This is a genomic window from Blastococcus sp. SYSU DS0616 (genome assembly GCF_054051015.1).
Genome location: NZ_JBJHAJ010000033.1, coordinates 16689 through 41639 on the forward strand (window position 1 = coordinate 16689; position 24951 = coordinate 41639).

General features: G+C 73.6%; 23 protein-coding genes. 11 read left to right on the forward strand and 12 right to left on the reverse strand.

The features are described from left to right. Positions 1–198: 198 nt before the first annotated feature. Positions 199–1263: a helix-turn-helix transcriptional regulator gene (locus tag ACI79K_RS18745; RefSeq protein WP_456590502.1), complete on the reverse strand. Its 1065-nt coding sequence runs from the start codon at positions 1261–1263 to the stop codon at positions 199–201. A gap of 132 nt (positions 1264–1395) precedes the next feature. Between ACI79K_RS18745 and ACI79K_RS18750 the strand changes: the two genes are divergently transcribed. Continuing rightward, positions 1396–2826: an amidase gene (locus ACI79K_RS18750; RefSeq protein WP_456600460.1), complete on the forward strand. Its 1431-nt coding sequence runs from the start codon at positions 1396–1398 to the stop codon at positions 2824–2826. A 256-nt stretch (positions 2827–3082) separates the two neighbouring features. Continuing rightward, positions 3083–3811 (forward strand): ANTAR domain-containing protein, encoded by a 729-nt coding sequence (locus ACI79K_RS18755; RefSeq protein WP_456600461.1) that lies wholly within the window; start codon positions 3083–3085, stop codon positions 3809–3811. A 119-nt stretch (positions 3812–3930) separates the two neighbouring features. Here the strand turns inward: ACI79K_RS18755 and ACI79K_RS18760 are convergent, their stop codons facing one another. The 7 genes from ACI79K_RS18760 to ACI79K_RS18790 form a co-directional block, all read right to left on the reverse strand. Then, complete coding sequence (locus ACI79K_RS18760; RefSeq protein WP_456590505.1) at positions 3931–5127, reverse strand: NAD(P)/FAD-dependent oxidoreductase; 1197 nt, start codon at positions 5125–5127, stop codon at positions 3931–3933. Continuing rightward, a complete protein-coding gene (locus ACI79K_RS18765) occupies positions 5124–6473 on the reverse strand; it encodes an FMN-binding glutamate synthase family protein (protein ID WP_456590506.1) in 1350 nt (449 codons plus the stop codon). The genes ACI79K_RS18760 and ACI79K_RS18765 overlap by 4 nt, the downstream gene beginning before the upstream one ends. A gap of 13 nt (positions 6474–6486) precedes the next feature. Continuing rightward, complete coding sequence (locus ACI79K_RS18770) at positions 6487–7227, reverse strand: GltB/FmdC/FwdC-like GXGXG domain-containing protein (RefSeq protein ID WP_456590507.1); 741 nt, start codon at positions 7225–7227, stop codon at positions 6487–6489. Continuing rightward, the gene (locus ACI79K_RS18775) at positions 7215–8123 is read right to left on the reverse strand and encodes a hypothetical protein (protein ID WP_456590508.1); all 909 of its coding nucleotides are present in this window, start codon (positions 8121–8123) and stop codon (positions 7215–7217) included. The genes ACI79K_RS18770 and ACI79K_RS18775 overlap by 13 nt, the downstream gene beginning before the upstream one ends. 30 nt (positions 8124–8153) lie before the next feature. Then, entirely contained in the window at positions 8154–9515 is a 1362-nt protein-coding gene (gene glnT, locus ACI79K_RS18780; RefSeq protein ID WP_456600462.1) for a type III glutamate--ammonia ligase, read from the reverse strand. 187 nt (positions 9516–9702) lie between these two features. Next, complete coding sequence (locus tag ACI79K_RS18785) at positions 9703–11037, reverse strand: ammonium transporter (RefSeq protein ID WP_456590510.1); 1335 nt, start codon at positions 11035–11037, stop codon at positions 9703–9705. A 266-nt stretch (positions 11038–11303) separates the two neighbouring features. Beyond that, complete coding sequence (locus ACI79K_RS18790) at positions 11304–11918, reverse strand: helix-turn-helix domain-containing protein (protein WP_456600463.1); 615 nt, start codon at positions 11916–11918, stop codon at positions 11304–11306. Positions 11919–12125: 207 nt separating this feature from the next. Between ACI79K_RS18790 and ACI79K_RS18795 the strand changes: the two genes are divergently transcribed. Genes ACI79K_RS18795 through ACI79K_RS18825 form a run of 7 tightly spaced genes read left to right on the forward strand, consistent with a single transcriptional unit; the run spans position 12126 to position 17474 of the window. Then, the gene (locus ACI79K_RS18795; RefSeq protein WP_456590512.1) at positions 12126–12488 is read left to right on the forward strand and encodes a cupin domain-containing protein; all 363 of its coding nucleotides are present in this window, start codon (positions 12126–12128) and stop codon (positions 12486–12488) included. A gap of 5 nt (positions 12489–12493) precedes the next feature. Next, complete coding sequence (locus ACI79K_RS18800) at positions 12494–13033, forward strand: dimethylamine monooxygenase subunit DmmA family protein (protein ID WP_456600464.1); 540 nt, start codon at positions 12494–12496, stop codon at positions 13031–13033. Then, positions 13030–14016 (forward strand): PDR/VanB family oxidoreductase, encoded by a 987-nt coding sequence (locus ACI79K_RS18805; RefSeq protein WP_456600465.1) that lies wholly within the window; start codon positions 13030–13032, stop codon positions 14014–14016. The genes ACI79K_RS18800 and ACI79K_RS18805 overlap by 4 nt, the downstream gene beginning before the upstream one ends. Next, on the forward strand, positions 14013–15005 hold the full coding sequence (locus tag ACI79K_RS18810; protein WP_456600466.1) for a heme-dependent oxidative N-demethylase family protein: 993 nt from the start codon (positions 14013–14015) through the stop codon (positions 15003–15005). Before ACI79K_RS18805 ends, ACI79K_RS18810 begins: the two co-directional genes overlap by 4 nt. Beyond that, positions 15002–15547: a dimethylamine monooxygenase subunit DmmA family protein gene (locus ACI79K_RS18815; RefSeq protein WP_456600467.1), complete on the forward strand. Its 546-nt coding sequence runs from the start codon at positions 15002–15004 to the stop codon at positions 15545–15547. Before ACI79K_RS18810 ends, ACI79K_RS18815 begins: the two co-directional genes overlap by 4 nt. Then, entirely contained in the window at positions 15544–16488 is a 945-nt protein-coding gene (locus tag ACI79K_RS18820) for a PDR/VanB family oxidoreductase (protein WP_456590517.1), read from the forward strand. The genes ACI79K_RS18815 and ACI79K_RS18820 overlap by 4 nt, the downstream gene beginning before the upstream one ends. Continuing rightward, positions 16485–17474: a heme-dependent oxidative N-demethylase family protein gene (locus ACI79K_RS18825; RefSeq protein ID WP_456600468.1), complete on the forward strand. Its 990-nt coding sequence runs from the start codon at positions 16485–16487 to the stop codon at positions 17472–17474. Before ACI79K_RS18820 ends, ACI79K_RS18825 begins: the two co-directional genes overlap by 4 nt. A gap of 197 nt (positions 17475–17671) precedes the next feature. Here the strand turns inward: ACI79K_RS18825 and ACI79K_RS18830 are convergent, their stop codons facing one another. The 4 genes from ACI79K_RS18830 to dnaK form a co-directional block, all read right to left on the reverse strand. Next, a complete protein-coding gene (locus ACI79K_RS18830; protein ID WP_456600469.1) occupies positions 17672–18145 on the reverse strand; it encodes a Dps family protein in 474 nt (157 codons plus the stop codon). A 69-nt stretch (positions 18146–18214) separates the two neighbouring features. Continuing rightward, complete coding sequence (locus tag ACI79K_RS18835; RefSeq protein ID WP_456600470.1) at positions 18215–20698, reverse strand: ATP-dependent Clp protease ATP-binding subunit; 2484 nt, start codon at positions 20696–20698, stop codon at positions 18215–18217. Positions 20699–20755: 57 nt separating this feature from the next. Continuing rightward, positions 20756–21667 (reverse strand): DnaJ C-terminal domain-containing protein, encoded by a 912-nt coding sequence (locus tag ACI79K_RS18840; RefSeq protein WP_456600474.1) that lies wholly within the window; start codon positions 21665–21667, stop codon positions 20756–20758. Positions 21668–21710: 43 nt separating this feature from the next. Continuing rightward, positions 21711–23525: a molecular chaperone DnaK gene (gene dnaK, locus ACI79K_RS18845; protein ID WP_456600471.1), complete on the reverse strand. Its 1815-nt coding sequence runs from the start codon at positions 23523–23525 to the stop codon at positions 21711–21713. A gap of 186 nt (positions 23526–23711) precedes the next feature. On the opposite strand from dnaK, the gene ACI79K_RS18850 reads away from it, so the two are divergent. Together ACI79K_RS18850 and ACI79K_RS18855 are read left to right on the forward strand one after the other, a co-directional pair. Continuing rightward, the gene (locus ACI79K_RS18850) at positions 23712–24449 is read left to right on the forward strand and encodes a peroxiredoxin (protein ID WP_456600472.1); all 738 of its coding nucleotides are present in this window, start codon (positions 23712–23714) and stop codon (positions 24447–24449) included. Between the two features lie 36 nt (positions 24450–24485). Further along, positions 24486–24794 (forward strand): glutaredoxin family protein, encoded by a 309-nt coding sequence (locus ACI79K_RS18855; RefSeq protein WP_456600473.1) that lies wholly within the window; start codon positions 24486–24488, stop codon positions 24792–24794. The last annotated feature ends 157 nt before the right edge of the window (positions 24795–24951 follow it).

A 24951-nucleotide genomic window follows, 5' to 3' on the forward strand; every position in this document is an offset into this window, starting at 1 on the left:
TGCCCCCGAGCCGGGTTCGGTCCGCCGGCCGCCGGTCGATGGCGGCGGCACCGACCGCGCGAGCAGGCGTGCTGCCGGGCGGGGCGGTGCCGGCGAGCAGCCGGTACGCCCTCCACAGTAGCCCCCCGGCGGCCTCGCGGCGGGAGCGCGGGTCCGTGGGCCCGCCCCGGCCGCACGCGCCGGTGCGGCGCGCGTCGGTCAGGCCGGTCGTGGCGCAGGGGTACGCGCCCGCGTGCCCGGCGCGGTCGAGGAACCCGTCCGGGCGGGGGCCGGTGCGGCACCGCGCCCCGCGCGTACCAGCCCGACCGCGACCGCGAAGGCGACGGCGCCGGCCCGGTTGCCGCAGTCGAGCTTGGCGAGCAGGTGTTCCACGTGCGTGGCCACAGTCCGCTCCCCCACTCCGAGGGAGCGCGCCACCATCCGGTTGGTCGCGCCGGTCGCCAGCGCGGCCAGCACCTCGAGCTCGCGCAGCGACAGCCCCGCCGGTGGTGCGGACGCCCGGTGCTCGACCACGACCCAGCGGCCCGCCGGACGCGCTTCCACCGCGAGCAGCTCCGCGCCGGTGATCACCAGCAGGTGACGCCCCATCCGCGAGGGCCACCGCGCCGGCTGGAGCAGGGCGGCCAGCGGAGATGCCGGTGCGACCAGCGACGGCCGGCCGGACGGCGTCAGCACCAGCCACCGCCCGTCCGCCGGCGACCAGGCGAAGGCCCCCGCGTCCTCCGCCACCGGGACCGCTGCACCTTCCAACGGATCCAGGAGACAGGTCAGGTCCGCCGACATCAACCGGAGCACGCCCGCCGTCTCGTCGTCCACCTCCCCGTCCGCGGTGGAGGCGTGCACCGAGCCGACGTACCGCCCGGCCGCCGACAGGCACAGGGTCACGCCGTCGGTGAACCGGGCCGGTCGGATCACCTCCTCGAACATCAGCCCACGACGCTGGTCGGGCCGGATGTCGTGCACCCGCAGCGGTCGCCCCTGGCTGCGGGCGACCGGGAACCGCGGGTCCTCGTGGAAATGCGCCTCCATGAGCGCGAGCGCGTCCTCGCGGTAGCCGGCGCTGGCCACCGTCCGGTGCCGCCCGCGCACCGGGTCCCACTGCGAGACGGCCGCGGCCGACGGTCGGACCACGGACAGCAACGCTTCGAGCACCGCATCGGCGCGACCGGACTGGGCCTCGCCGCGAACCACCGCATCCGCGGCGTCCCGCACGGCCAGGGCGGCGCCGAGCCGCGATGCCCCTGAGCCGGAAGCGGACCTCATGCGGCATCCAAGCACGCACTCGAGCCACCCGGTAGCTGCCCGGTGGTCCGCATTTCCACCGATGTGCACCGCCCGGCCACCGGGCAGCATCCGTCGCCGACGCGAGAACCGGCCGACGACGAAGGAGTGACCGTGGAGGTCTCCGAGTACACCGAGCACGACGCCACCGGGCTGGCCGGCCTGGTCCGCACCGGGCAGGTCTCCCACGAGGAGGTGCAGAAGGCCGCCCGGACCGCCGTCGAGTCGGTCAACGGTGAGCTCAATGCCCTCGTCGGCGACCTGTTCGACAGGCCGCTGGCCGCCAGCGCCGACGGCCCGTTCGCCGGGGTGCCCTTCGTCATCAAGGACCTCGTCATGCATGCCGAGGGCGTTCCCCAGCGGGACGGCTCCCGGCTGCTCGGCCCCGGCATCCCCTTCCCCTACGACACCGCGCTGATGCGGCGGTTCCGGGAGGCCGGCCTGGCCGCCATCGGAGTGAGCGCCTGCCCCGAGTTCGGCTTCAACGCCACCACCGAGTCGGTGGCCAACGGCCCGACCCGCAACCCCTGGGACACCTCCCGCTCCCCCGGCGGCTCCAGCGGTGGATCGGCGGCGCTGGTCGCCGCGCGTGCCCTTCCCGTCGGGCACGCGAACGACGGCGGAGGTTCGATCCGCGTGCCGGCCGCTGCTACCGGCCTGGTCGGCCTGAAGCCCTCCCGGGGGCGGATCACCGTCGCACCCGACTTCGCCGATCCGCTGCTCGGCCTCGGCGTCGAGTTCGCCGTGACCCGGACCGTCCGCGACGCGGCCGGGCTGCTCGACGCCCTGCACGGCTCCGAGCCCGGCGACAAGTACCTGCTGCCGGAGCCGGTGACCAGCTTCCGCGACGCGGCACGCCCGCCGTCGCGGAAGCTGCGGATCGCCGTCGCCACCGCTGCGCCCAACGGCGTCCCGGTCGACCCCGCCTGCGTCGCTGCCGTCCGCGCCGCCGCCGAGGCCCTCGCGGCGGACGGGCACGCCGTCGTCGAGGCGGCACCGGAGTTCGACGTGGAGGCGTTCGACACGGCCAACCTCGCCGCCTGGTGCAGCTTCCTGGCCGACGGGGCGTACGGGGCCGCCGCCGCGCTCGGTGTGGAGCTCGGCAGCGACGTGCTGGAGCACGCGACGCTGGCCTGCGCCGAGTACGGCGCCTCTCTCACCGCGATGGACCTCTACGCCGCCGACCGCGTGTTCAACGCGACCACCCGCGCCATCGCCCAGTTCTTCCTGCGCCACGACGTGCTGCTGACGCCGACGACGGCCGCCCCGAACACCGCCCTGGGTCACCTGGACCAGAACGACCCGAGCCTGGACGCGCGGGGCTGGTACGACCGGATCTTCGCGTTCGCGCCGTTCACCGCGCCCGCCAACGTGACGGGCATGCCCGCGGTCAGCGTCCCCGGCATCCCGACGGCCGAGGGGTGGCCGGTCGGGGTCCAGCTCTGCAGTCGCTACGCCGCCGAAGAGACGCTGCTGTCCGTCGCCGCCTTCTTGGAGGAGGCGCTCCCGTGGGCCGGCCGCCGGCCCGCGGTCCTCGCCGGCTGAGCCCTGCCGCCGCGCGCAGCGGGGACCGCGACGGCGTGGTGCGCAGGTCTCGTCGCCCGCCCGGTCGACAGGCCGCTGCACGCCGGGACCGCCGCGTCGGGGGCGTGGGCCCGGGAGGGGCCGCGTAAGCTCTGCCTGAGCCCAGACATCGTCCGGGCACCCCTGGTGCGTCAAAACAGCGGCGCAGCGAAGTGAGACACCCGGTACGGGTGCGCCGCCGAGGTCACCTTCGGTATGAGCCAGACCGGAGGCCCTGGTGGCCCGCATTCCCGACCGCCGATCCACCCACGCCACCGCTGCGCTGGAGAACCTCGGGCGGCTGTCGCTGCGCGAGCTGTCGATGGAGAGCCTGCTGCAGTCACTGGCGGACCGGGCCAAGAGCGTCATGCCGGGCGCCCCGGAGGCATCGGTCACCCTCGTCATCGGGGGTGAGGCCACCACGGTCGTGGACACCGGCCCCCTCGCCCGGGACCTGGATCGCGCGCAGTACGCGAGGGACGCAGGACCGTGCCTGCACGCCTCCCGCACCGGCGTCGCGACCGAGATCGTCGACACCCGCATCGAGCACCGCTGGCCGGACTACGCGCGGCAGGCCGCCGAGCGCGGCAACCTCAGCTCGCTGTCGGTGCCGCTCGTGTTCGCCGGTGAGCAGGAGCTCACCGGTTCGCTGAACATCTACGCCCGCGAGGCCGCCGCCTTCGACGAGGCCAGCCGCACGGTGGCGACCGGGTTCGCCCCCTACGCGGGGATCGCCGCCGCGAGCGTGCAGGCCTATCGGGGCGCCCAGGAGATGGCCGACCACCTGCAGGCCGCGCTCGCGTCCCGCGCGGTCATCGAGCAGGCCAAGGGCATCCTGATCGAACGGCACAAGCTCACCGCCGACCAGGCGTTCCACCTCCTGGTCACGGCGTCGATGACGACGAACACCAAGCTGCGCGACGTCGCCGACCACCTGGTCCGCACCGGGGAGCTCCTGAGCCCCTGACCGTGGTGCCGTCGGCCCCCTGCCGGCCGCGTGGCGAGCGGAGCGCTCGGGGCCCGTCCACCCGTGTGGGCCAGGGACTGCGACGCAGGGCCGAGGGCGACACATGAGGAGACGCCCGGTCAGCGCATCTCCCCCGCACCGACGTAGGGGAAGGGGCTGGTGAGGAGAGCGCCCTCCGCGAACCGCGACAACCGGAAGTCGGAGTCGGGGATGTCGGCGTCCGAGCTCTTGCCGTCGACGACCAGGTCGGCGACCAGCCGTCCCACCGCCGGCGAGATCTTGAACCCGTGCCCGCTGAAGCCGGCGGCGACCACGAGCGCCTCCACCGGCGTCTCCGAGATGACCGGGTTGAAGTCCGGGGTCACGTCGTAGCAGCCGGCGTAGGTGCCGGCGACCGAGGCGTCCGCCAACCCCGGGAACCTGTGCGAGATCTTCTCCACCGCCATCTCGAGGAACTCGTCGGTGGCGCGGTTCAGGTAGGCGTCCGGGTCGGCGGGCTCCGGCGTGGAGAGGTCGCTGTTGCCGAACAGCAGCTGCCCGCCGCCGTCGGCGCGGATGTACTGCAGCGACACCAGGTCGGAGAAGACCGGCACCGGGCCGAGGTCGACCCCGGGGTCCAGCAGCACGATCGGCTCGCGGTGCACCCTGATCGGCAGGTCGAGGCCGTGCTCCGCCAGCAGCGGCACCGACCAGGGGCCGGCCGCGACGACGACGGTGCCGGCGCTGATCGCCGTCCCATCGGCCAGCCGGACACCGGTCGCGCGGCCGCCGTCGGCCAGCACCTCGGCGACGGCTGTGCCCTGGCGGATGCGGACGCCGAGGCGCCGCGCGGCCGCAGCGAACCCCTGGGCGGTCTGGTACGCGTCGCCGTAGCCGCCGCGCGCCTCCCAGGCGAAGGCGGCGAAGTCGGACAGGTCGGCCACCGGCCACAGGCGCGCGACCTCGGCGCGGTCGATCTCCTCGGTCTGCACCCCGACCGCCCGCTGGTTGGCCAGGCTGGCCCGCAGGGCGGCGACGTTCGGCTCGCCGACGCCGACGACGTACCCGGTCTGCCGGAAGCCGACGTCGTCGCCGAGGACGTCCGCGGCGTTCTCGAACAGCTCGAGGCTGCGGGTGGCCATCGCCGCCAGCGAGGAGACCCCGTAGTGGCACCGCACGATGCCGCTGGACTTGCCGGTGCCGCCGGAGCCGACCGTGTCCCGCTCGCAGACGACGACGTCGGTCACCCCTCGTCGAGCCAGCGACCAGGCGATGGACGTGCCCTCGAGCCCGCCGCCCACGACGACGACGTCGGCGGTGGTGGCCGTCGCGGTCACAGCCCGTGCCCCGGGATCCAGCTGGTGCCGGCCAGCGGCACCCGGGCCATGGCGGCGGCCTCGATGGTGAGCGCGACCAGGTCCTCGGGCTCGAGCGAGTGCAGGTGGGCCTTGCCGCAGGCGCGGGCGATGATCTGCGCCTCCATCGTCATCACCCGGATGAAGTTCGCCAGCCGCCGGCCGCCCTGCACCGGATCGAGACGCTGCGCCAGCTCGTCGTCCTGGGTGGTGATGCCGGCCGGGTCGCGGCCCGCCTGCCAGTCGTCGTAGTACCCCGCCGCCGACCCGAGCCGGCGGTACTCCGCGTCCAGGTGCGGTGCGTTGTCGCCGAGGGCGATCAGGGCCGCGGTGCCGATCGCGACGGCGTCGGCCCCCAGGGCCATGCACTTGGCGACGTCGGCGCCGTTGCGGATACCGCCGGAGACGACGAGCTGGACCTTCCGGTGCAGCTCCTCCTCCTGCAGCGCCTGCACGGCCTGCGGCAGCGCCGCGAGCGTCGGGATGCCGACGTGCTCGATGAAGACGTCCTGCGTCGCGGCGGTGCCGCCCTGCATCCCGTCGAGCACGATGACATCGGCCCCGGCCTTGGCGGCGAGCTTGACGTCGTAGTAGGTGCGGGTGGCACCGATCTTGACGTAGATCGGCTTCTCCCAGTCCGTGATCTCCCGCAGTTCCCGGATCTTGATCTCCAGGTCGTCGGGGCCGGTCCAGTCCGGGTGCCGGCAGGCGCTGCGCTGGTCGACGCCCATCGGCAGGGTCCGCATGCCCGCCACCCGCTCGGTGATCTTCTGGCCGAGCAGCATCCCGCCGCCGCCGGGCTTCGCCCCCTGCCCGAGCACGACCTCGATGGCGTCGGCCATGCGCAGGTGATCGGGGTTCATGCCGTAGCGGGACGGGAGGTACTGGTAGACGAGGTGCTTGGACTGGCCGCGCTCCTCCGGGGTCATCCCGCCGTCGCCGGTGGTCGTGGAGGTGCCGACCTCGCTGGCGCCGCGGCCGAGCGCCTCCTTGGCGCGGCCGGAGAGCGCACCGAAGCTCATGCCGGCGATGGTCACCGGCGTGGCGAGGTGCAGCGGGTAGGTGGCGTTGCGGTCGCCGAGGACGACGTCGGTGTCGCAGCGCTCCCGGTACCCCTCGAGCGGGTAGCGGGACATGCTGGCGCCGAGGAACAGCAGGTCGTCGAAGTGCGGCACCCTGCGCTTGGCGCCGCCGCCGCGGATGTCGTAGATGCCGGTCTCCGCGGCGCGCTGGATGTCGGCGATGGTCGCGCGGTCGAAGGTGGCGGACTCGCGGAGGGCAGGGTCGGGGGGCAGGGCGGGCTGGCGCAAGGCAGGGTTGTCGGTCACGGGGTGCCCTTTCTCAGTACGCCGAGGCGTTGTCGACGTGGAAGTTGTAGAGCTGCCGGGCGGAGCCGTAGCGGCGGAAGGACGACGGGTCGGCGTCGACCCCGGAGGCACGGAGCAGGCCGGCCAGCTCGGCGAGGTGCTCGGCGCGCATCTCCTTCTCCACGCAGTCGGCCCCGAGCGACCTCACCGAGCCGGCCACGTAGATGCGGGCCTCGTAGAGGGAGTCGCCGAGCGCGTCGCCGGCGTCGCCGCACACGACCAGCCGGCCGGCCTGGCCCATGAAGGCGCTCATGTGGCCGACGTCGCCGCCGACGACGATGTCCACGCCCTTCATCGAGATGCCGCAGCGCGCCGCCGCCGACCCCTCGACGACGAGCAACCCGCCGTGCGCGGTGGCCCCGGCCGACTGCGAGGCGTTGCCGCGGATGCGCACGGTCCCGCTCATCATGTTCTCGGCGACCCCGACGCCGGCGTTGCCGTTGACGGTCACCGTCGCGGCCTTGTTCATGCCGGCGCAGTAGTAGCCGACGTGCCCGTCGACCACGACGTCGATGTCGGCGTCCAGGCCGACGGCGATGTTGTGCCGGCCGTCGGGGTTCGCGACCCGCCAGGTGGGGGCCTTCTCGGCGACGTCGACCGCGTGCAGCGCGCTGTTGAGCGCGCGGACGTCGGACACGGTCAGGTCCACGAGGGTGGGCTCGGCCAGCTCCACCCGTCCCTCCGCGAACTCCAGGGACGTGCTCAGCGCTGCCATGCGTAGACCTCTTCCGGCTCGGGCTCGAAGATGCGGGCGTTCTCGATGCCGGGCAGCCCGGCGAGGGCGCGGTACTCCGACGCCATGGCCACCCACTGCGGCGTCTCGGCGACGACGGCGGGCTTGCAGGCGATGGCGTCGCGGACCACGGCGAAGCTGTCCCGGTTGGCGACCAGCAGGGTGTAGAAGCCGTCGAACCGCTCGCAGAGCAGCTTCAGCGACTTCTCGAGGTCGTAGCCGGCGGCCAGTTGTGCGGCGACGAACCGGGCGCCGACCTCGGAGTCGTTCTCGCTGTCGAACGTCATACCGGCGGCCCGGAGCTCGCGGCGGATCGTCGCGTGGTTGGCGAAGGATCCGTTGTGCACCAGGCACTGGTCCGGGCCGACCGAGAACGGGTGCGAGCCCTGCGGCGTCACCGCGGACTCGGTGGCCATCCGGGTGTGCGCCACCCCCTGCCAGCCCTGCGCGGCGGCGAGGCCGAACTCGGCGGCGAGGGCCTGCGGGTGGCCGACCCCCTTGAGGACGGCGAGGTCCTCCCCCTGGCCGATGACGATCGCCTCGCCCTTCCCCACCCGCCCGACCGCCACGCGGACGGCGGCGACGAGCGTGTCGGGGTCGGTCGCGGCGTGCACCAGCAGCGTCTGCCCGGCGTCGACCACCACCGCCTCGGGTAGCCGCTCGCGCAGCGCCGTCCCGACCTCCTGGGCGCTCGCGTCTCCCGGGAGCAGCGACACCGTCGACTCCCCCGGCGGCGACCAGCGCGGATCGCCGTAGACGGCGATCCCGGCGGAGTCCGGTCCTCGCTCGGTGATCTGGCAGAGCATCCCGGTCAGCAGCTCACCGAGCCGGGGGTACAGGGAGGGCTCCCGCAGGTGGAGCCCGGCGATCCCGCACATGGGGGTGGTTCCTCTCGACGATCCGGCTGGTCAGAAGGCGGTCACGTAGCGGTCGACCTCCCAGGAGGTGACCTGCCCGTGCCACTCGAAGAACTCCTCGCGCTTGACGCCGGCGAAGTAGGCCGCGACACCCGGGCCGGCGACGTCGAGAGCACCCGCGACCACCGGGTCGCTCTCCATCGCCTCGACCGCGTGCAGCAGCGTGGGAGGCAGCGGGCTGCTGGTGGCGGCCCCCGGGTCGCCCGGGTCCAGCCCCCGGCGCACCCCGTCCAGCCCGGCCGCCAGCGCCGTCGCCGCGGCGAGGTAGGGGTTGGCCGAGCCGTCACCACCCCGCAGCTCCACCCGGTTGCCGTCCGGCACGCGGAGCAGGTGGGTCCGGTCGTTGCCGCCGTAGGACGCCGTCCGCGGGGACCAGGTGGCGCCGGACCGGGTGCCCGTCGCGCCGGTGCGCTTGTAGGCGTTGACGGTGGGAGCGAGGACCGCCTGCAGGCCGCAGGCGTGCTCGATCAGACCGGCGACGAAGGAGTAGGCCAGGGCCGAGAGCCCGAGGCCGCGCGGGTCCTCGGCGTCCGGGAAGACCGGTGCGCCACCCCGCCACAGCGAGAGGTGCATGTGCAGGCCGCTGCCGGTGCGGTCGGTGAACGGCTTGCCCATGAAGGTGGCCGTCATGCCCCGCTGCTCGGCGAGGACCGAGAGCAGGTACCGGAGGGTGACCACCCGGTCGGCGGTGGTCAGCGCGTCGGCGTAGGCGAAGTTCTGCTCGAACTGCCCGTTGCCGTCCTCGTGGTCGTTGGCGTAGTTGCCCCAGCCCAGGGAGTTGATGGCCCGGGAGACCTCGGTCAGGTGGTCGTACATGCGGGTGAGGCCGCGGGCGTCGTAGCACGGGCGCTCGGAGGTGTCCCTCGGATCGGCCGGGCGCAGGGCGCCGTCGGGCCCGCGCTCGACGAGGAAGTACTCGACCTCCGCGCCGACCTTGAGGTCCAGGCCGAGCTCCGCGGCGCGGGCGAGCTGTTCCTTGAGGATCACCCGCGGCGCATACGGCCAGGGCCGGCCCTCGACGTGCGGATCGCAGTGCACGATCGCCAGGCCGGGACGGATGAACGGCACCGGCATGTACGAGGCCGGGTCAGGGATCGCGATGAGGTCCGGGTCCTTCGGCTCCTGACCCATGGCGCCGACGGCGTACCCGGCGAAGCCGACACCCTCGGTCTGCAGCTCCTCGACCGCCTCGACCGGGACCAGTTTGGCGCACGGCTTGCCGGTGAGGTCCACGAAGAGCGCCAGGATGAACTGCGTGCCGTCGGCGCGGGCCCGCGTGGCGAGGTCGAGCACCTCGGGTTCGGCCGTGACGGCGACGGGCGGGGCCTCGGGACGGGTGGCGGTGAGCGGCACGGGATCCTCCTGCGGCTGTTCACTGACATGAACCTCTGTCACGTAGGAGTGAACACGGCCACCGTTTCCGCGGCGTTACGGTCGCGCCAGGTTCGTGTTGCCGCAGACCTCGCGCGACGCGCCGGAGGCCGGCCCCATCGGGGACCGGCCTCCGGTGTCACGTGGCTGCGCCGGGGGGCGGCGCAGGTCAGCGCGGCGACGTCGGGGCGACGGCGACCGGCGCGGGGGGCACCTCGTCGAGGCCGTAGACGGTCGCGCCCACCCGGGTCGGGCTCACGCCCCGGTCGAAGTCGTACGCCGACTCGGCGTGGACGGCGACGTCCAGGCCGGCGTCCTCCGTCGCCTCGTCGACGCGCAGCCCGATCGTGCGCTGCAGCGCCCAGGCGATGGCGTAGGTCATCACGAACGAGAAGGTGCAGGTCGCGACGATCGCCACCAGCTCGCGCCAGACGATGTCGAAGCTGCCACCGAGCAGGACGCCCTGCACCCCGCCCGGCGAGTTCGACGCGCCGATGAGCATGACGCAGAGCGTTCCGGCGATGCCGCCGACGCCGTGCACGGCGAACGCGTCGAGGCTCTCGTCGATGCCCAGCTTCGTCTTCCAGGTCACCGCCCAGGCGACGAGGGCGCCGGCGACGAAGCCGACCACCAGCGCGCCGGCGGCGTTCACCGTGTCGGCCGCAGGCGTGATGCCGACCAGTCCGGCGATCGCCCCGGACGCCATGCCGAGCGTCGTCGCGTGGCCGTCGCGCAGCCTCTCGACCAGCAGGAAACCGAGGATGCCGGTGGACCCGGCGAGCAGCGTGGTCAGGACGACGTACTGCGCGAGGAAGTTCGCCCCGGCCGCCGAGCCCCCGTTGAACCCGATCCAGCCGAACCACAGGATCCCGGCGCCCAGGACGACCAGCGGCAGGCTGTGCGGCCGGTGCGTCGGCGAGCGCCGCTTGCCGAGGACCATCGCGAGCGCCAGGGCGGCGACGCCGGCGTTCATGTGGACCGCGGTGCCACCGGCGAAGTCGTGCAGCTGCAGCACGTTGCGCATCCAGCCACCGACGACGCCGCTCTCCTCGTCGTCGAAGGCGAACACCCAGTGCGCGAGCGGGAAGTAGACGAGGGTCAGCCAGACGGCGGAGAAGACCAGCCACGAGCCGAACTTCATCCGGCCGGCCGCGCCGCTGGCCACGATCGCGATCGTGATCGCGGCGAACAGGATGAAGAAGGCGGTCCAGTAGACGCCTTCCGCGCCACCGGTGCCGCCGTCGTCGTGGAAACCGGCGAGACCGAGGTGGTCGACCGGGTTGCCGATCAGGCCCCAGCCGCCGAGCGAGTCGCCCGACACCAGCCCGTAGCCGAAGAGGACGTAGAGGACGCTCGTGACGGCCAGCGTGCTCATGACCATCATCACCATGTTGAGCACGTTCTTGCTGCCGAGCATGCCCCCGTAGAACAGGGCGAGGCCCGGGAACATCAGGAGCACGAGCGCGAACGCCGCCAGGAGCCAGGCGAGGTCGGCTGCAGGCATGAGCCACTCTCCTCAGGTGAGTCGGGCGGGACCGGCCACGCCACGAGATCGGTGGATCGCACCCGGACACACGGGTGCGGAACGCCACGCCGGCGACCACCGCCCGACCGGCACCGAGGGCACCGGGGCGCGAGGCGGTCGTTGCGTGTCACGTCGTGAAACGCAGTCTCATGGTGCTGGACGCCCTCGTGGTTACGCGGACGTGAATCTGCGTTACGAAAGCGAGAGCTGCCGCCGCACGGGTGCGCGGTGCGGCCGGTCGCGACCTAGACGACGTGCCCGTAACCGGTGACGGTCAGGAAGCGGATGGGGAGCTCGATCAGCTCGACCGGCCCGTGCGGCCCCTCGCCGTCGAAGATCAGCGAGTCGCCGGGGCGCATCTCGTAGCGGGCTTCCCCGTGGCCGTAGATCAGCGCGCCCTCGAGCACGTAGATGAACTCGGTGCCGGGGTGCTGGAAGAGCGGGAAGACCTCGCTCGCCTCGGTGAGCGTGACCAGCAGCGGCTCCAGCCGCTTGTGCTCCCCGCGCAGCGCCCCCAGGAGCTGGTAGAGGTGCCCCACGTTGCTGCCCCGCCGGACGATCTGCGCCCCGTGGCCGGCCGGGGTGAAGACCGCCTCGCGCTCGGCGTCCACGCCCCGGAACAGCGCCGTGACCGGCACTGCCAGCGCCTCGGCCAGGCGCGCCAGGCTGGACAGGCTGCAGGAGGTCTGGGCGTGCTCGATCTTGGACAGCATCGCCTTGCTCAGGCCGGTCGTCCGCGCGAGCTCGGCCAGCGAGACGCCCTTGGCCAGCCGGAACTCGCGGACGCGCATCGCTATGACGTCCTCCAGCTGTCCGCCGGGCGCGTCGTCGTGCCCGCCGGGCTCGGGGGTTGCCTCCACGGCGCGAGCATAGGGGCCGCTCCGGCGGACGAGCGGGCTCCGCCGCGGCCGCATGACCCGGACGGGAGGGGCGTCACCGCACCCGCGAAGGGTCCTCGTCACCGACTCGTTACAGCGCCGACACCCATCGAATCGTCCACTGGCGTTACATATCGTCCACCCGCAGGGATCGGTCGCCCCGACGGGTCCCGCGCTGAGGAGGCGGACATGAGCACCACCGGCACCATCGTCTTCGGACACGCGAGCGGCACCTACGAGGGGCTCCCGAGCATGGAGGTCCCCGGCGTCAACGCCGCCATCGGCGACACGTTCGCCAACCCGGGGGGGTCGGAGCTGTGCTCCGGCTTCTTCGAGCTGCTCGCGGGCGAGCCGCTGGACTACACGTACACCTACGACGAGATGAAGGTCGTGGTGGAGGGCGAGTTCCACCTCACCGACCTCGACAGCGGCGCGCAGGTGATCGCTCGCCCCAAGGACGTGCTGTTCTTCCCGAAGGGTTCGCGGATCCGCTTCGAGACCCCCGACCGGGCGCTGGGCTTCTACACCGGCCAGCGGTCCTTCGCCCCCTGATCGGCATGGGCATCGAGCACACCAGCGTGCCGCGGTGGGCGGCCGCGCCGCCGGCCTTCCCCCACGGCGTCCGCAGCGCCGCCGTCCTGGGTCTCGACGAGGCCGCCGACCCCGTCGTCTCCGCCTGGGCGGCGCAGGCCGCGGCCGCCGGCGCGGCGGTGAGCGTGCTGCGGGCGCGCAGCACCGCCGAGGCGCTGGCCTGGGTGGGTGCCCGGGCCGGCGAGGCCGTGGTCGGCTGGCGGCTGCTCGTGGCGGGCCCGGAGGACGGCGTCCTCCGGGCCCGCGCCCGGGCCCTCCGGCTGGGGGCGGTCCCGGCCGAGGTGCTGACCCACGTGACGGGGGTTCCCCGCCGCCGGGTCCACTGCGCCCACTGCGCGCACGAGACGGAGACCCCGGCCGCCCTCGGCGCGACCTGCGTCTGCCGGGGCTGCGGGCGGACGCTGCACGTCTACCACCACGTGTCCCGGCGGCTGGGCGCCTACCTCGGGTACATGGTGGACGCCGAGGACGCCGCCCCCGCCGCTCCGGTGGAGGTGCCGGCATGACGACGATCTCCCCGCCTGCACCCGCGGATGCCCCGACGCGCACCGGCCGGGGCGCGCTCCGGCTCCGGGTGGCCGGCGTGCGGGCGGCGGCAGCCGGCATCCGGTCGGTCGAGTTCGTCTCCGCCGACGGTGGACCGCTACCCGCCTTCCCACCGGGCAGCCACGTGGTGCTGCACTGCGGCGACCGGCGCAACGCCTACTCGCTGACCGGCTCCGGGACAGCCCCGGTGCGCTACTCGATCTCGGTGCTGCTCTGCCCCGACGGGTCCGGCGGCTCGCGCTGGGTGCACGAGCTCGTGGCCGGGGACGTCGTGGCGGCCGACGGGCCGCGCAGCGCGTTCGCCCCGGTCGCCACCGCACGGCACCACCTGCTCGTCGCCGGCGGCATCGGCATCACCCCGCTGCTCTCGCACGCCCGCGCCGCGGTCCGCTGGAAGCGGGACTTCACGCTGCTCTACGGCTACCGCCCGGGCGCTGGAGCGCACCTGGACGAGCTGCGCGAGCTCTGCGGCCCGCGCCTGGAGGAGCACCCGGAGGTGGCCGGCTTCGTCGCCCGCATCGAGGCCGCGCTCGCCTCCGCCCCGCTCGGCACCCACCTCTACGCCTGCGGGCCGGCCGCCCTCCTCGACACGGTCCTCGGGACGGCGGAGCGGCTGGGCTGGCCGGAGGCGCGGGTGCACACCGAGCGCTTCTCCGCCGCCGCGCTCGACCCGGGGGATCCGTTCGAGGTGACCCTCGTGCGGTCCGGACGGCGGGTCGGGGTCCCGTCCGGGGCGAGCCTGCTGGAGGCCCTCGAGGACGCCGGCGTCCCCGTGCCCAACCTGTGCCGGCAGGGGGTCTGCGGCGAGTGCCGCGTCCCCGTCGTCTCCGGCTCCCCCCTGCACCGCGACCTCTTCCTCGGCGAGGCCGAGAAGGCCGCCGCCGACAGCGTCATGTGCTGCGTCTCCCGCAGCACCGGCCCCACCCTGGAGCTCGACCTGTGACAGCCACCGACATCCGCGACCGGGCCCTGCCCGCCCGCATCACCTCGTTCCCCTTCCCCTTCCCGACCGACACCTACCGGTACAGCGCCAACGTGGAGCCGGCGGTCGCGCCACGGCCGACCGCCGCCGGCAGCTGGGGCGAGCACGTCCTGCACGTCGACGAGTACTACGCCTCCGACAGCGCCGAGTGCGCCGCCCTGCTGGCCGCGGACCCCACACGGCTGCAGGAGCTGCCGCACATGAGGCCGGCCGCCTGGGACGCGATGCTCTACGTGATGGGCGAGCTGCAGCGGGCCCGCCCGGAGGTGTTCGCGCTCGACCGCCTCGGCGGGGACCGCTGGCGCTGGCGCAACGAACTGCTGGGCATCGGGCAGCAGTTCACCTTCGGTGACGACGCGACGCTGCCGTCCGGTCCGCTCGAGTTCATCGCACCGCAGGTCCAGGACGACCTCGTGCTCCTCGACCAGCGCGAGGGAGCGCTGTGGGCCGACGCCGGCGTCGTCACGGCGGCCGCGGACTGGTCGATGCGCTTCGACGTCGGCATGAGCTTCCCCGAGATCCACGGGCCCGTCCCCCGTGTGCACCCCGAGGGCGTCATCGACCGCGCCCACCAGTTCCTCATGCGGCTCCAGCCCGGGGAGGCCTACCGCCGCACGAACTGGACGATGACCGTCGGCCGGCGGCTGGACACCGCGACCGAGACCTATCCCGAGTGGGGCCCCGACCGGCGTCTGGTCCTCGAGCAGGACCTCGGCTCCCGGCTGCACCTGCGCGTCGAGGTCCAGCACCTCGTCCGGCTGCCCAGCTCCGGGGCGGTGCTGTTCCTCATCCGCACCTACCTGCTGCCGCTGGAGGACCTGGCGCGGGTGCCCGCGTGGCGCGACCGCTTCGCCGCCGTCCTCGAGGAGCTGCCGGAGGACATGGCCGACTACAAGGGCCTCACCCGCTTCCGCTCCGCCGCCGTCGCCTGGCTGCGCGGTGCGGCATGACCGCCGTCCTGACGGGAGAGCAGCTCCGGCCGCGCCGCACGAGCGTCCCCTCGTGGCCGGCGCAGCCCCCCTCGCTGGACCTCACCGGCCGCGCATTCCTCCTCGTGCAGGTCGGCGGCCGGGCCGCGGAGGTCGTCGACCGGTGGGCGGCCGAGGCGCGCGAGCACGGCCGGCCGGTGCGGCGCTGGGGGCTTCCGGGCGTGGACGGGTCGTCGGCTGCCTCGCTCGCCCGCCGCCTCGACGGGATGCACGTCGGCGACCGGGTGCTGGTGGCCGGGCCCGAGGCCGACGTCCTCGCCCTGGTCGCCCTGGCCCGCGGGCTGGGCTTGCTGCCCGAGGAGATCACCGCCTTCGCCGTCACCCGGGGGCCGATCCCGGTGTTCTGCGCCCACTGCGAGACCACCGCACGGCTCCCGGTGGCTCCCGGCGCGGAGGTCGACTGCCCCGGGTGCGGCCTGCGGCTCGAGGTGCACGAGCACGCGTCGGGGCACCGGGGCAGCTACCTGGCCTCCGCGGTGACGGCACCTGGGGAGGCGGGATGAGCGTTCCGGCGACGCAGCTGCTGCGGGTGACGCGGATCGAGGCGGTGACCGACCGGGTGCGGCACATCGTGCTGACCGACCCGGAGGGCCGGTCGCTGGCCGGGTACGCGCCCGGCAGCCACGTGGTCGTGACCGCCGGCGGCACCCGCAACGCGTACTCGCTCACCGGCTCCGGGATCGCCCCGGGCGACTACCGGATCTCCGTCCTCCGCACCGGGGACGGCGGGGGCTCGGCCTGGCTGCACGACGTGCTGCGGGTCGGCGACCTGCTGCCGGTGGAGCCGCCCCGGTCGGCGTTCCGGCCGGAGCTGGCCGCGCGGAAGGCTTTCCTCGTCGCGGCGGGCATCGGGGTCACGCCGATCCTGTCGCACCTGGCCGCCGCCCGTGCGTGGGGACGCCCCGTGGAGGTCGTCTACGGATACCGCCGGGGCGAGGCCGCCCACCTCGAGGAGGTCCGCGAACTCGCCGGTCACGACCTGGTGGAGGCGCAGGGCCGGGTGGCCCTGGCCGGTGCGCTGCGCGAACGCATGGCGGTCCAGCCCTGGGGCACGCACGCCTACGCCTGCGGCCCGACCCCCCTCCTGGACCTGTTCACCGCGACGGCGCGCGCGGCCGGCTGGCCACCGGCCCGCGTGCACCTCGAGCACTTCCAGGCCCGGGAGCTCTCCCCCGGCCGGCCGTTCACCGCCCGGCTGCGGCACAGCGGCCGGGAGCTCCCGGTGCCCAGCGGCACCAGCCTGCTCGACGCGGTGCTCGGCGCCGGCGTCGACGTCCCCCACATGTGCCGCCAGGGCGTCTGCGGCCAGTGCCTGGTCCCCGTGGCCGCCGGCCGCGTGGAGCACCGGGACCTGGTTCTCGATGACTCCGACCGGCAGTCCTCGACCCACATGCTCGCCTGCGTGTCGCGGGCGGCCGACACCCACCTGGAGCTGGACCTGTGAGCGATCTGCCCCGGCTGCCCTGGCCCTTCGCCCCCACCGACCGGTCCTTCCGGTACACGGTCAACGTCGAGCCCGCCCGCCGGCGCGTGGCGACGCCCGCCGGGTCCTGGGGCGAGCACGTCGTCGACCTGGGCGACGACTACGCCGAGCAGATGGCGCTGCGCCGCGACGTGCTGGCCCGCGACCCCGGGCGGCGGCAGGTGCTCCCGCACATGGAGCCGGCGTGCTGGGACATGCTCCTGTACCTGCTCCGGGAACTCGTGACCGCCCGCCCGGACGCCATGCACCTGACCGACCTCGGGTCCGGGGTCTTCTCCTGGCGGAACGACCTCCTCGGCATCGAGCAGTCGTTCGTCCTGGGCGATGCCGCCACGCTGCCGACCGATCCGCTCACCTGGATCGGCTGCCAGGTGCCCGACGACATCCTCATGGTCAGCGAGCGCGGCGGCCGGCTGTGGTTCGACGCCGCGCTGGTCACCTGGGCCGCCGCGTGGTCGGTCAAGTTCGACATCGGCATGCACCTCGACGAGATCCACGGCCCCGTGCCCCGGCTCAACGAGGACGGCGTGACCAGCCGCGCCACCCGGTTCATGCGGGGCATCACGGCCGACCAGACCTACCGCCGGGTCAACTGGACCTTCTCCGCCCACGGCTCACCGCGGCGCGACATCAGCCTGGAGGCCAAGCCGGAGTGGGACGCCGACATCCCCCAGCTGGTGCGGGACGGCGACTTCGGCCGGCTGCAGCTGCGCATCGAGCTGGAGCACCTCACCCGGCTGCCGTTGACGGGAACGCTGACGTTCAACATCCGCACGTACATGGCGCCGTTGGCCGAGATCGTCACGGTCCCGGGCTGGGGCGAGCAGCTCTCCGCGATCGTCGCCGAGCTCCCGGCCGACATCGCCGAGTACAAGGGGATCGCGCCCTACCGCGACGAGGTCGTGGCCTGGCTGGCGGACGCCGTGCACCCCACCGTCGCGGCCTAGCCGCACCTGGCGCCGCTCCCGGGGTCGTCCGGCGCACCTCGCCGGGATGCTGCGGTCCGCTGCCCCAGCCTCCCTGCATGCGTGCGGTGCCGAGGACCCCCGGCGGGCCCGGGGTCCTCGACGTCGTCGACATCCCGGACCTGGCGGCCAGGGGCGGGCCGACGCGAGCGGCCGGCCCGCCGCCTCCCCGGTCCGCCTCACCGGGGCAGGCTCTCCGCCCGCCACATCCAGAGCTGCTTCTCGAGGGCACCGGTCGTCTCGATCAGCAGGTCCTGCGACACCGGGTCGTCCCGTGTGTCGTCGATGCGTGCCCGCATCCGCGCCACGACCTCGTCGAGCGCGTGGACGAGAAAGCTGATCGCCTCATCGGCCGGGAGCCAGGCGAGCGGCGGCTGCGACAGCGCCGACTGCTCCTGCAGGGCCGTCGACCGGCCGTCGGGCAGCACGCCGATCGCGACCGCACGCTCGGCGAGCGCGTCCGAGTACTGCCGGGTGGTGGCGACGACGTCGTCCAGGTGCAGGTGCACGCTGCGGAAGTGGGGCCCCACCACCGTCCAGTGCACCTGCTTGGCGACCAGCCCCAGGTCGACCAGGTCGACGACGGCGCCCTGCAGCGCCTCCCCGACGGTCTTCCGGACGTCCTCGGGCAGCCGACTCCTCATCTCGGTCATGGGCGGTTCCTCCTCCAGCGGTCGTAGGGATGGGTGCCACGTCCCTGCGACAGGGCCGTGGCGGTGGGCTCACTTCAGGACGATGTCGTCACCGGCGACGTCGACGTGCACGGTGTCGCCGTCCCGATAGACGCCCGAGAGCAGCTCCAGCGCCAGCGGGTCGACGATCGCGTGCTGGATGAGCCGCTTCAGCGGCCGCGCGCCGTAGTCGGGGTCGTACCCGCGACGGGCGAGCCAGCGCCGGGCGTCGTCGCTGACCTCCAGCGTCAGCTTCCGCTCGGCCATCCGCGTCTCCAGCTGCCGCAGCTGGATCTCGAGGACCTGCTCGATGTCGTCCTCGGTGAGCGACCGGAACCGCACGATCTCGTCGACCCGGTTGATGAACTCCGGCTTGAAGAAGTCCGCCGGGTCGCCGGGGAGGTTCGACGTCATGATCAGCACGGTGTTGGTGAAGTCCACCGTGCGGCCTTGACCGTCGGTCAGCCGGCCGTCGTCGAGGACCTGCAGCAGGACGTTGAAGACGTCCGGGTGGGCCTTCTCGATCTCGTCGAGCAGGACGACGGCGTACGGACGCCGGCGGACCGTCTCGGTGAGCTGCCCGCCCTCGTCGTAGCCGACGTAGCCCGGCGGCGCACCGACCAGGCGGGACACGGAGTGCTTCTCCATGTACTCGCTCATGTCGATCCGGACCATCGCCCGCTCGTCGTCGAACAGGAACTCCGCCAGGCTGCGGGCGAGCTCGGTCTTGCCCACGCCCGTCGGGCCGAGGAACAGGAAGCTGCCGATCGGCCGGTTGCGGTCCGCCAGCCCGGACCGGCTGCGCCGGATGGCGTTGGCGACGGCGCGGACGGCGGCGTCCTGCCCGACCACGCGGGCGTGCAGCACGTCCTCCATCCGGACCAGTTTCGCCACCTCGCCCTGCATCAGCCGGGCGACGGGGATGCCGGTCCAGCGGCTGACCACCTCGGCGACGTCCTCCTCGTCGACCTCCTCCTTGAGCATCTTCTGGGTGGACTGCAGCTCGGCCAGCCGCTCGGTCGCCTGCTCCACCTCACGCTCGACCGAGGGGATCCGCCCGTACCGGATCTCCGCGGCCCGGGTCAGGTCGACCGCGCGCTCGACCTCGCCGCGCAGAGCCTCCAGCTCCTCCTTGAGCTCCCGGATGCGCCCGATCGCCTCCTTCTCGGCCTGCCAGTGCGCCTTCATCCCCGCCGACTGCTCGCGCAGGTCGGAGAGCTCCTGGTCGAGCGCCGCGAGCCGGTCGCGGCTGGCGTCGTCGGTCTCTTTGGCCAGGGCCACCCGCTCGATCTCCAGCTGCCGGATCCGCCGCTCGATGACGTCGATCTCCGTGGGCAGTGAGTCGATCTCGATCCGCAGCCGGCTGGCCGCCTCGTCGATCAGGTCGATCGCCTTGTCGGGCAGGAACCGGCCGGTGACGTACCGGTCGGAGAGCACCGCGGAGGCCACCAGCGCGGCGTCCTGGATGCGGACCCCGTGGTGGACTTCGTAGCGCTCCTTGAGGCCGCGGAGGATGGCGATCGCGTCCTGCACCGACGGCTCGCCGACGAAGACCTGCTGGAAGCGGCGCTCGAGAGCCGGGTCCTTCTCGATGTGCTTGCGGTACTCGTCGAGCGTCGTGGCGCCGATCATCCGGAGCTGGCCGCGGGCGAGCATCGGCTTGAGCATGTTGCCGGCGTCCATCGAGCCCTCGGCCGAGCCGGCGCCGATGACTGTGTGCATCTCGTCGAGGAAGGTGATCACCTGGCCCTCGGCGTCGGCGATCTCCTGCAGGACCGACTTGAGCCGTTCCTCGAACTCGCCGCGGTACTTCGCACCCGCGACCATCGACGCCAGGTCGAGCGCCACCAGCCGCTTGTTCTTCAGGCTCTCCGGGACGTCGCCCTCGACGATCCGGCGGGCCAGCCCCTCGGCGATGGCGGTCTTGCCGACGCCGGGTTCACCGATGAGGACCGGGTTGTTCTTGGTCCGGCGGGACAGCACCTGGACGACGCGGCGGATCTCCTCGTCCCGGCCGATGACCGGGTCGAGCTTGCCCTTGCGGGCCTCCTCGGTCAGGTCGCGGCCGTACTTCTCCAGCGCCTGGTACTGCTCCTCGGCGTCCGGGGAGGTCACGCGGTGACTGCCGCGGACCTGCTGGAGCCCGGCGAGCAGCTGCTCACGCGACACCTGCAGGTGGCCGGCGACCGCCAGCAGCAGGTGCTCGGTGGAGACGTACTCGTCGTGCAACTGCTGGCGCACCCGGTCGGCCTCCTCGATCGCGGCACGCAGCTCGCGACCGACCTGCGGCTCGGACCCGTAGGCGTGCGGCAGCCGGTCGAGGGCCTCGGTGACGCGGTCCCGCAGTCCGGGGAGGCCGATCCCGGCCTTCTGCAGCAGCGGCAGGACGACGCCGTCCTCCTGCCCGAGGAGCGCCGCGACCAGGTGATCGGGCGTGACCTCGGGGTGCGACTCCTGCCGTGCCCGCTCCACGGCGGCCTGGACTGCTTCCTGGGTCCTGCGCGTCCAGCGGTTCGGGTCGAATGCGCCGGCCACGGTGGAACACCTCCTCACTGTCGTTGATCTGTCGGTGGCGGGGTGTCGGCCGGTGCCTCACACCCCGAGGTGGGCTCGCGGCGACCCGGGGGTCGCCGCCGCCAGTGCCTGCACGGCAGCCCGCTGGCGCTCGTCCAGCTCCCTCGGCACGTCGACCTCGACGGTGACCAGCAGGTCGCCCGCGCCGTCGGCGGCCGGCACACCCCGGCCCGGCACCCGCAGGGTCGTCCCGCTCCGCGTCCCGGCCGGGATCCGGACCCTGACCGGGCGGTCGAGCGTGGGCACCCGGACGTCGGCGCCCAGGGCCGCCTCGGCGAAGGTCACCGGCACGGTGACCGCGAGGTCACGGCCGTCCCGCCGGAAGAACGGGTGCGATGCCACCCGGACCCGCACGACGAGGTCACCGGCGGGCCCGCCGTTCTCACCCGGCTCCCCGCGTCCGGCCAGCCGCAGCGTCTGCCCGTCCGCGATCCCCGGCGGGATGCGCGCCGTGACGGTCCGCGACCCCAGCCGGAGCCGGCGAGTGGTGCCGCGCACCGCCTGGTCGAACGGCAGCTCCACCGCCACCTCCAGGTCGGTCCCGCGGCGGGGTAGACCGGTCCCCCACCCGCCGTCGTCGGCGGACATGCCGAACAGGTCCTCGACCGTGACCCGGTGCCCCCCGGCCCGGGGACCGCGCCGGTTGACCCGCACGGACCGACCGTGCGGCCAGCCCGGCCCGCCCGTCGACCGACCGGCGGGAGCGAGCCGGCGGACCTCGTCGTACTCGCGCCGGCGCGCGGGGTCGTGCAGCACCTCGTAGGCCGACGTGACGTCCCGGAACCGCTCACCGGCCCCGGCGTCGGGGTTGGTGTCGGGGTGCAGCTCCCGGACCAGGCGGCGGTAGGCGCGGGTGATCTCCTTGTCCGACGCGGACTCCGCGACGCCGAGCACGCGGTAGTAGTCCTTGTCCAGCCACTCGGCGGTCATCGCCACGGTCGTCCACCTCCTTCCCACCAGAGGGCAGCCGGGCTCACGCCCGGCTGCCCTCGTCGACCACCTCGGCGTCGATCACGTCGTCGTCACCGGCGGCCGTCGCTGCGCCACCGTCGGGAGCCTGCTGCTCCTGGAGCCGGGCGGCGAAGGCGGTGCCCGCCGCGGTCAGCCGCTCGGTCGCCGCGCGGAGAGCAGTGACCTCGCCGTGCTCGACGAGGCCCCTCACCTCGCTGACCGCCGCCTCCAGCTGGTCGCGTTCGGGGCCGGTCACGTCGCGGTGCTCGGCCAGCAGCTTCTCGCTCCGGTAGAGCAGGGCGTCCGCGTCGTTGCGGGCCTCGGCCTCCTCCCGCCGTCGGCGGTCCTCCTCGGCGTGCGCCTCGGCGTCGCGGACCATCCGGTCGATGTCCTCGCGGCTGAGGGACGACTGCCCGGTGATGGTGATCGACTGCTCCTTGCCCGTCGCCCGGTCGGTGGCCGAGACGTGCACGATGCCGTTGGCGTCGATGTCGAAGGTGACCTCGATCTGCGGCACACCACGCGGCGCCGGGGGCAGGTCGGTCAGGTGGAACCGGCCCAGGGTCTTGTTGCCGGCGGCCATCTCCCTCTCGCCCTGCAGGACGTGCACCTCGACGGAGGGCTGGTTGTCCGTCGCCGTGCTGAAGACCTCGGTGCGGCGGGTGGGGATGGTCGTGTTCCGCTCGATGATCGTGGTCATCACGCCGCCCTGCGTCTCGATGCCCAGGGAGAGCGGCGTGACGTCGAGCAGCAGCACGTCCTTGACGTCGCCGCGGAGCACACCGGCCTGGACGGCAGCCCCGACGGCGACCACCTCGTCGGGGTTCACACCCTGGTGCGGGTCCTTGCCGCTGAGCTCGCGGACGAGCTCCACGACCGCCGGCATCCGGGTGGAGCCACCGACCAGGACCACGTGGTCGATGTCCCGCGGACCGAGTCCGGCGTCCCGCAGCGCCTGCTCGAACGGCCCGCGACACCGCTGCAGCAGGTCCTCGGTCAGCTCCTGGAACTTCGCGCGGGTCAGCGAGACGTCCAGGTGCCTGGGCCCCTCCGCGGTAGCGGTGATGTAGGGCAGGGTGATCTGGGTCTGCGTGGCGCCGGAGAGGTCGATCTTGGCGCGCTCGGCGGCCTCCTTGAGCCGCTGCATCGCCATCGGGTCCTTCGACAGGTCGACCCCTTCCGCGGTGCGGAACGTGTCCACGAGCCAGTCGATGACCTTCTGGTCCCAGTCGTCACCGCCGAGCCGCGTGTCGCCGGCCGTGGACTTCACCTCGAAGACGCCGTCGCCGATCTCCAGCACCGAGACGTCGAAGGTGCCGCCGCCTAGGTCGAAGACGAGCACGGTCTCGTCCTTGGCGTCCTTGTCCAGCCCGTAGGCCAGCGCCGCAGCCGTCGGCTCGTTGACGATGCGCAGCACCTCCAGGCCCGCGATGGTGCCCGCTTCCTTCGTCGCGGTCCGCTGCGCGTCGTCGAAGTAGGCGGGGACGGTGATCACCGCCTGCGTGACCGGCTCGCCCAGGTACGCCTCCGCGTCACGCTTGAGCTTCTGCAGGACGCGGGCGCTGACCTCCTGGGCGGTGTACCGCTTGCCGTCGACGTCGGTGGCCCAGTCGGTGCCCATGTGCCGCTTCACCGACCGGATCGTGCGGGCCGCGTTCGTCACCGCCTGACGCTTGGCGACCTCGCCCACCAGGACCTCGCCGTTGCGGCTGAAGGCGACGACCGACGGTGTCGTGCGCCCTCCCTCGCTGTTGGGGATGACGGTGGGGTCGCCGCCCTCGAGGACGGCGACGGCCGAGTTCGTGGTGCCCAGGTCGATACCGACCGCACGTGACATGTCCGAACCTCCCTGACTCTCCTCACGTCGGGACGTGGCCGGGACGCCGTGCCGGCGCCCCGGGCAGCGTTCCGACCGACGTGCCACGCAGCCGAAATATTCCCCCGGTCACTGCAGGTTTTTTGGTCCGTCGGTACGAGGTACAACGTGCCCGGGTGGAACCGGGACTGTCGACGAGGGGGTTCGATGGGGACCACGTACTCCACGCGGGCGGCGGAGCCCGCCCGCCTGACCCGACTGGAGGAGCGCTTCGCCGAGCTCGGTGAGCAGCTCGACGACTCGCCGGTGTCGGAGGCACTCTCCGTGCTGCACGCGATGGTGCAGGAGGTGGCGAACCGGACGCCGTCGGCCGGGGACAGCCGTGACCGGCGAGCGGAGACGGACCTCGGGGACGTCGCCGACCTGTACCTGACCGCGCCGCCGATGGGCGGCGCTGCCGAATCGACCGGCTTGACCGTGGGCACCCGGGCGCCTGAGTTCACCCTGCCCGACGCCGAGGGCCGGCCGGTGAGCCTGTCGGACTTCCGGGGCCGACCGGTCGTCCTGGTGTTCTACCCGCTCGACTGGAGCCCCGGGTGCAGCCGGCAGCTGGAGCTGTACCAGCAGGAGCTCGCGGAATTCGAGAGCCGGGACGCCGAGCTGGTGGGGATCTCCGTCGACTCGCTGTACAGCCACGGCGCGTGGGCCGCCGTCCGGGGGATCAGCTTCCCGCTCCTGTCGGACTTCCACCCGCGGGGCGAGGTGGCCCGCCGGTACGGCGTCTGGCGCGAATCCGACGGCTTCAGCGACCGGGCGCTGTACGTGGTGGACGCCGACGGGGTCATCCGGTGGGCCCACGTCTCGCCGCGCGTCGACCACCTGCCCGACATCTACGAGCTGTTCACCGCGCTCGACGAGCTCACCGGCCGCCGCGAGGCGGCCTGAACCGATCGAGCGCCGACACGTGCGAAGGAGGCCTCGATGGCGACCACGTACATGGTCCCGAAGCAGCCGGCCGTCCGGGTGCGGCCGGCCGTCGGGACAGCACCGGTCACCGTGTACGGCAATCGGTGGTGCGGGATCACCCAGATGACCCGCCGACTGCTCGACCGCGCCGGGGTGCCCTACCAGTACGTCGATCTCGACCTCCATCCGGAGGCGGAACGCCGGCTGCGCTGGATGACCGGCGGCGTCCTGAGGAACCCGGTCGTCGACGTGGGCGGCCAGTGGCTGGAGCAACCGACCGTGAGGGAGCTGGAATGGGCGCTGACACGGCACGGCCTGCTCTGACCACCTGCCGGGCCTGCGGACGGCGCAACCGGCTCCCCGCCGCCGCCCGGGGGGGGGGGGGGGGGGGGGGGGGGGGGGGGGGGGGGGGGGGCGGGGGGGGGGGGGGGGGGGGGGGGGGGGGGGGCGCCGCGGCGGCGGTGGTCGGCCGGCGGGCTCT

What these genes read in the sequence shown, in the direction of transcription:
- ACI79K_RS18745 (WP_456590502.1), bottom strand. Translation starts at nt 1,263, where the DNA reads ATGAGGTCCGCTTCCGGCTCAGGGGCATCGCGGCTCGGCGCCGCCCTG.
- ACI79K_RS18770 (WP_456590507.1), bottom strand. Translation starts at nt 7,227, where the DNA reads ATGGCAGCGCTGAGCACGTCCCTGGAGTTCGCGGAGGGACGGGTGGAG.
- ACI79K_RS18775 (WP_456590508.1), bottom strand. Translation starts at nt 8,123, where the DNA reads ATGTGCGGGATCGCCGGGCTCCACCTGCGGGAGCCCTCCCTGTACCCC.
- ACI79K_RS18785 (WP_456590510.1), bottom strand. Translation starts at nt 11,037, where the DNA reads ATGCCTGCAGCCGACCTCGCCTGGCTCCTGGCGGCGTTCGCGCTCGTG.
- ACI79K_RS18795 (WP_456590512.1), top strand. Translation starts at nt 12,126, where the DNA reads ATGAGCACCACCGGCACCATCGTCTTCGGACACGCGAGCGGCACCTAC.
- ACI79K_RS18800 (WP_456600464.1), top strand. Translation starts at nt 12,494, where the DNA reads ATGGGCATCGAGCACACCAGCGTGCCGCGGTGGGCGGCCGCGCCGCCG.
- ACI79K_RS18805 (WP_456600465.1), top strand. Translation starts at nt 13,030, where the DNA reads ATGACGACGATCTCCCCGCCTGCACCCGCGGATGCCCCGACGCGCACC.
- ACI79K_RS18815 (WP_456600467.1), top strand. Translation starts at nt 15,002, where the DNA reads ATGACCGCCGTCCTGACGGGAGAGCAGCTCCGGCCGCGCCGCACGAGC.
- ACI79K_RS18820 (WP_456590517.1), top strand. Translation starts at nt 15,544, where the DNA reads ATGAGCGTTCCGGCGACGCAGCTGCTGCGGGTGACGCGGATCGAGGCG.
- ACI79K_RS18830 (WP_456600469.1), bottom strand. Translation starts at nt 18,145, where the DNA reads ATGACCGAGATGAGGAGTCGGCTGCCCGAGGACGTCCGGAAGACCGTC.
- ACI79K_RS18840 (WP_456600474.1), bottom strand. Translation starts at nt 21,667, where the DNA reads ATGACCGCCGAGTGGCTGGACAAGGACTACTACCGCGTGCTCGGCGTC.
- dnaK (WP_456600471.1), bottom strand. Translation starts at nt 23,525, where the DNA reads ATGTCACGTGCGGTCGGTATCGACCTGGGCACCACGAACTCGGCCGTC.
- ACI79K_RS18850 (WP_456600472.1), top strand. Translation starts at nt 23,712, where the DNA reads ATGGGGACCACGTACTCCACGCGGGCGGCGGAGCCCGCCCGCCTGACC.
- ACI79K_RS18855 (WP_456600473.1), top strand. Translation starts at nt 24,486, where the DNA reads ATGGCGACCACGTACATGGTCCCGAAGCAGCCGGCCGTCCGGGTGCGG.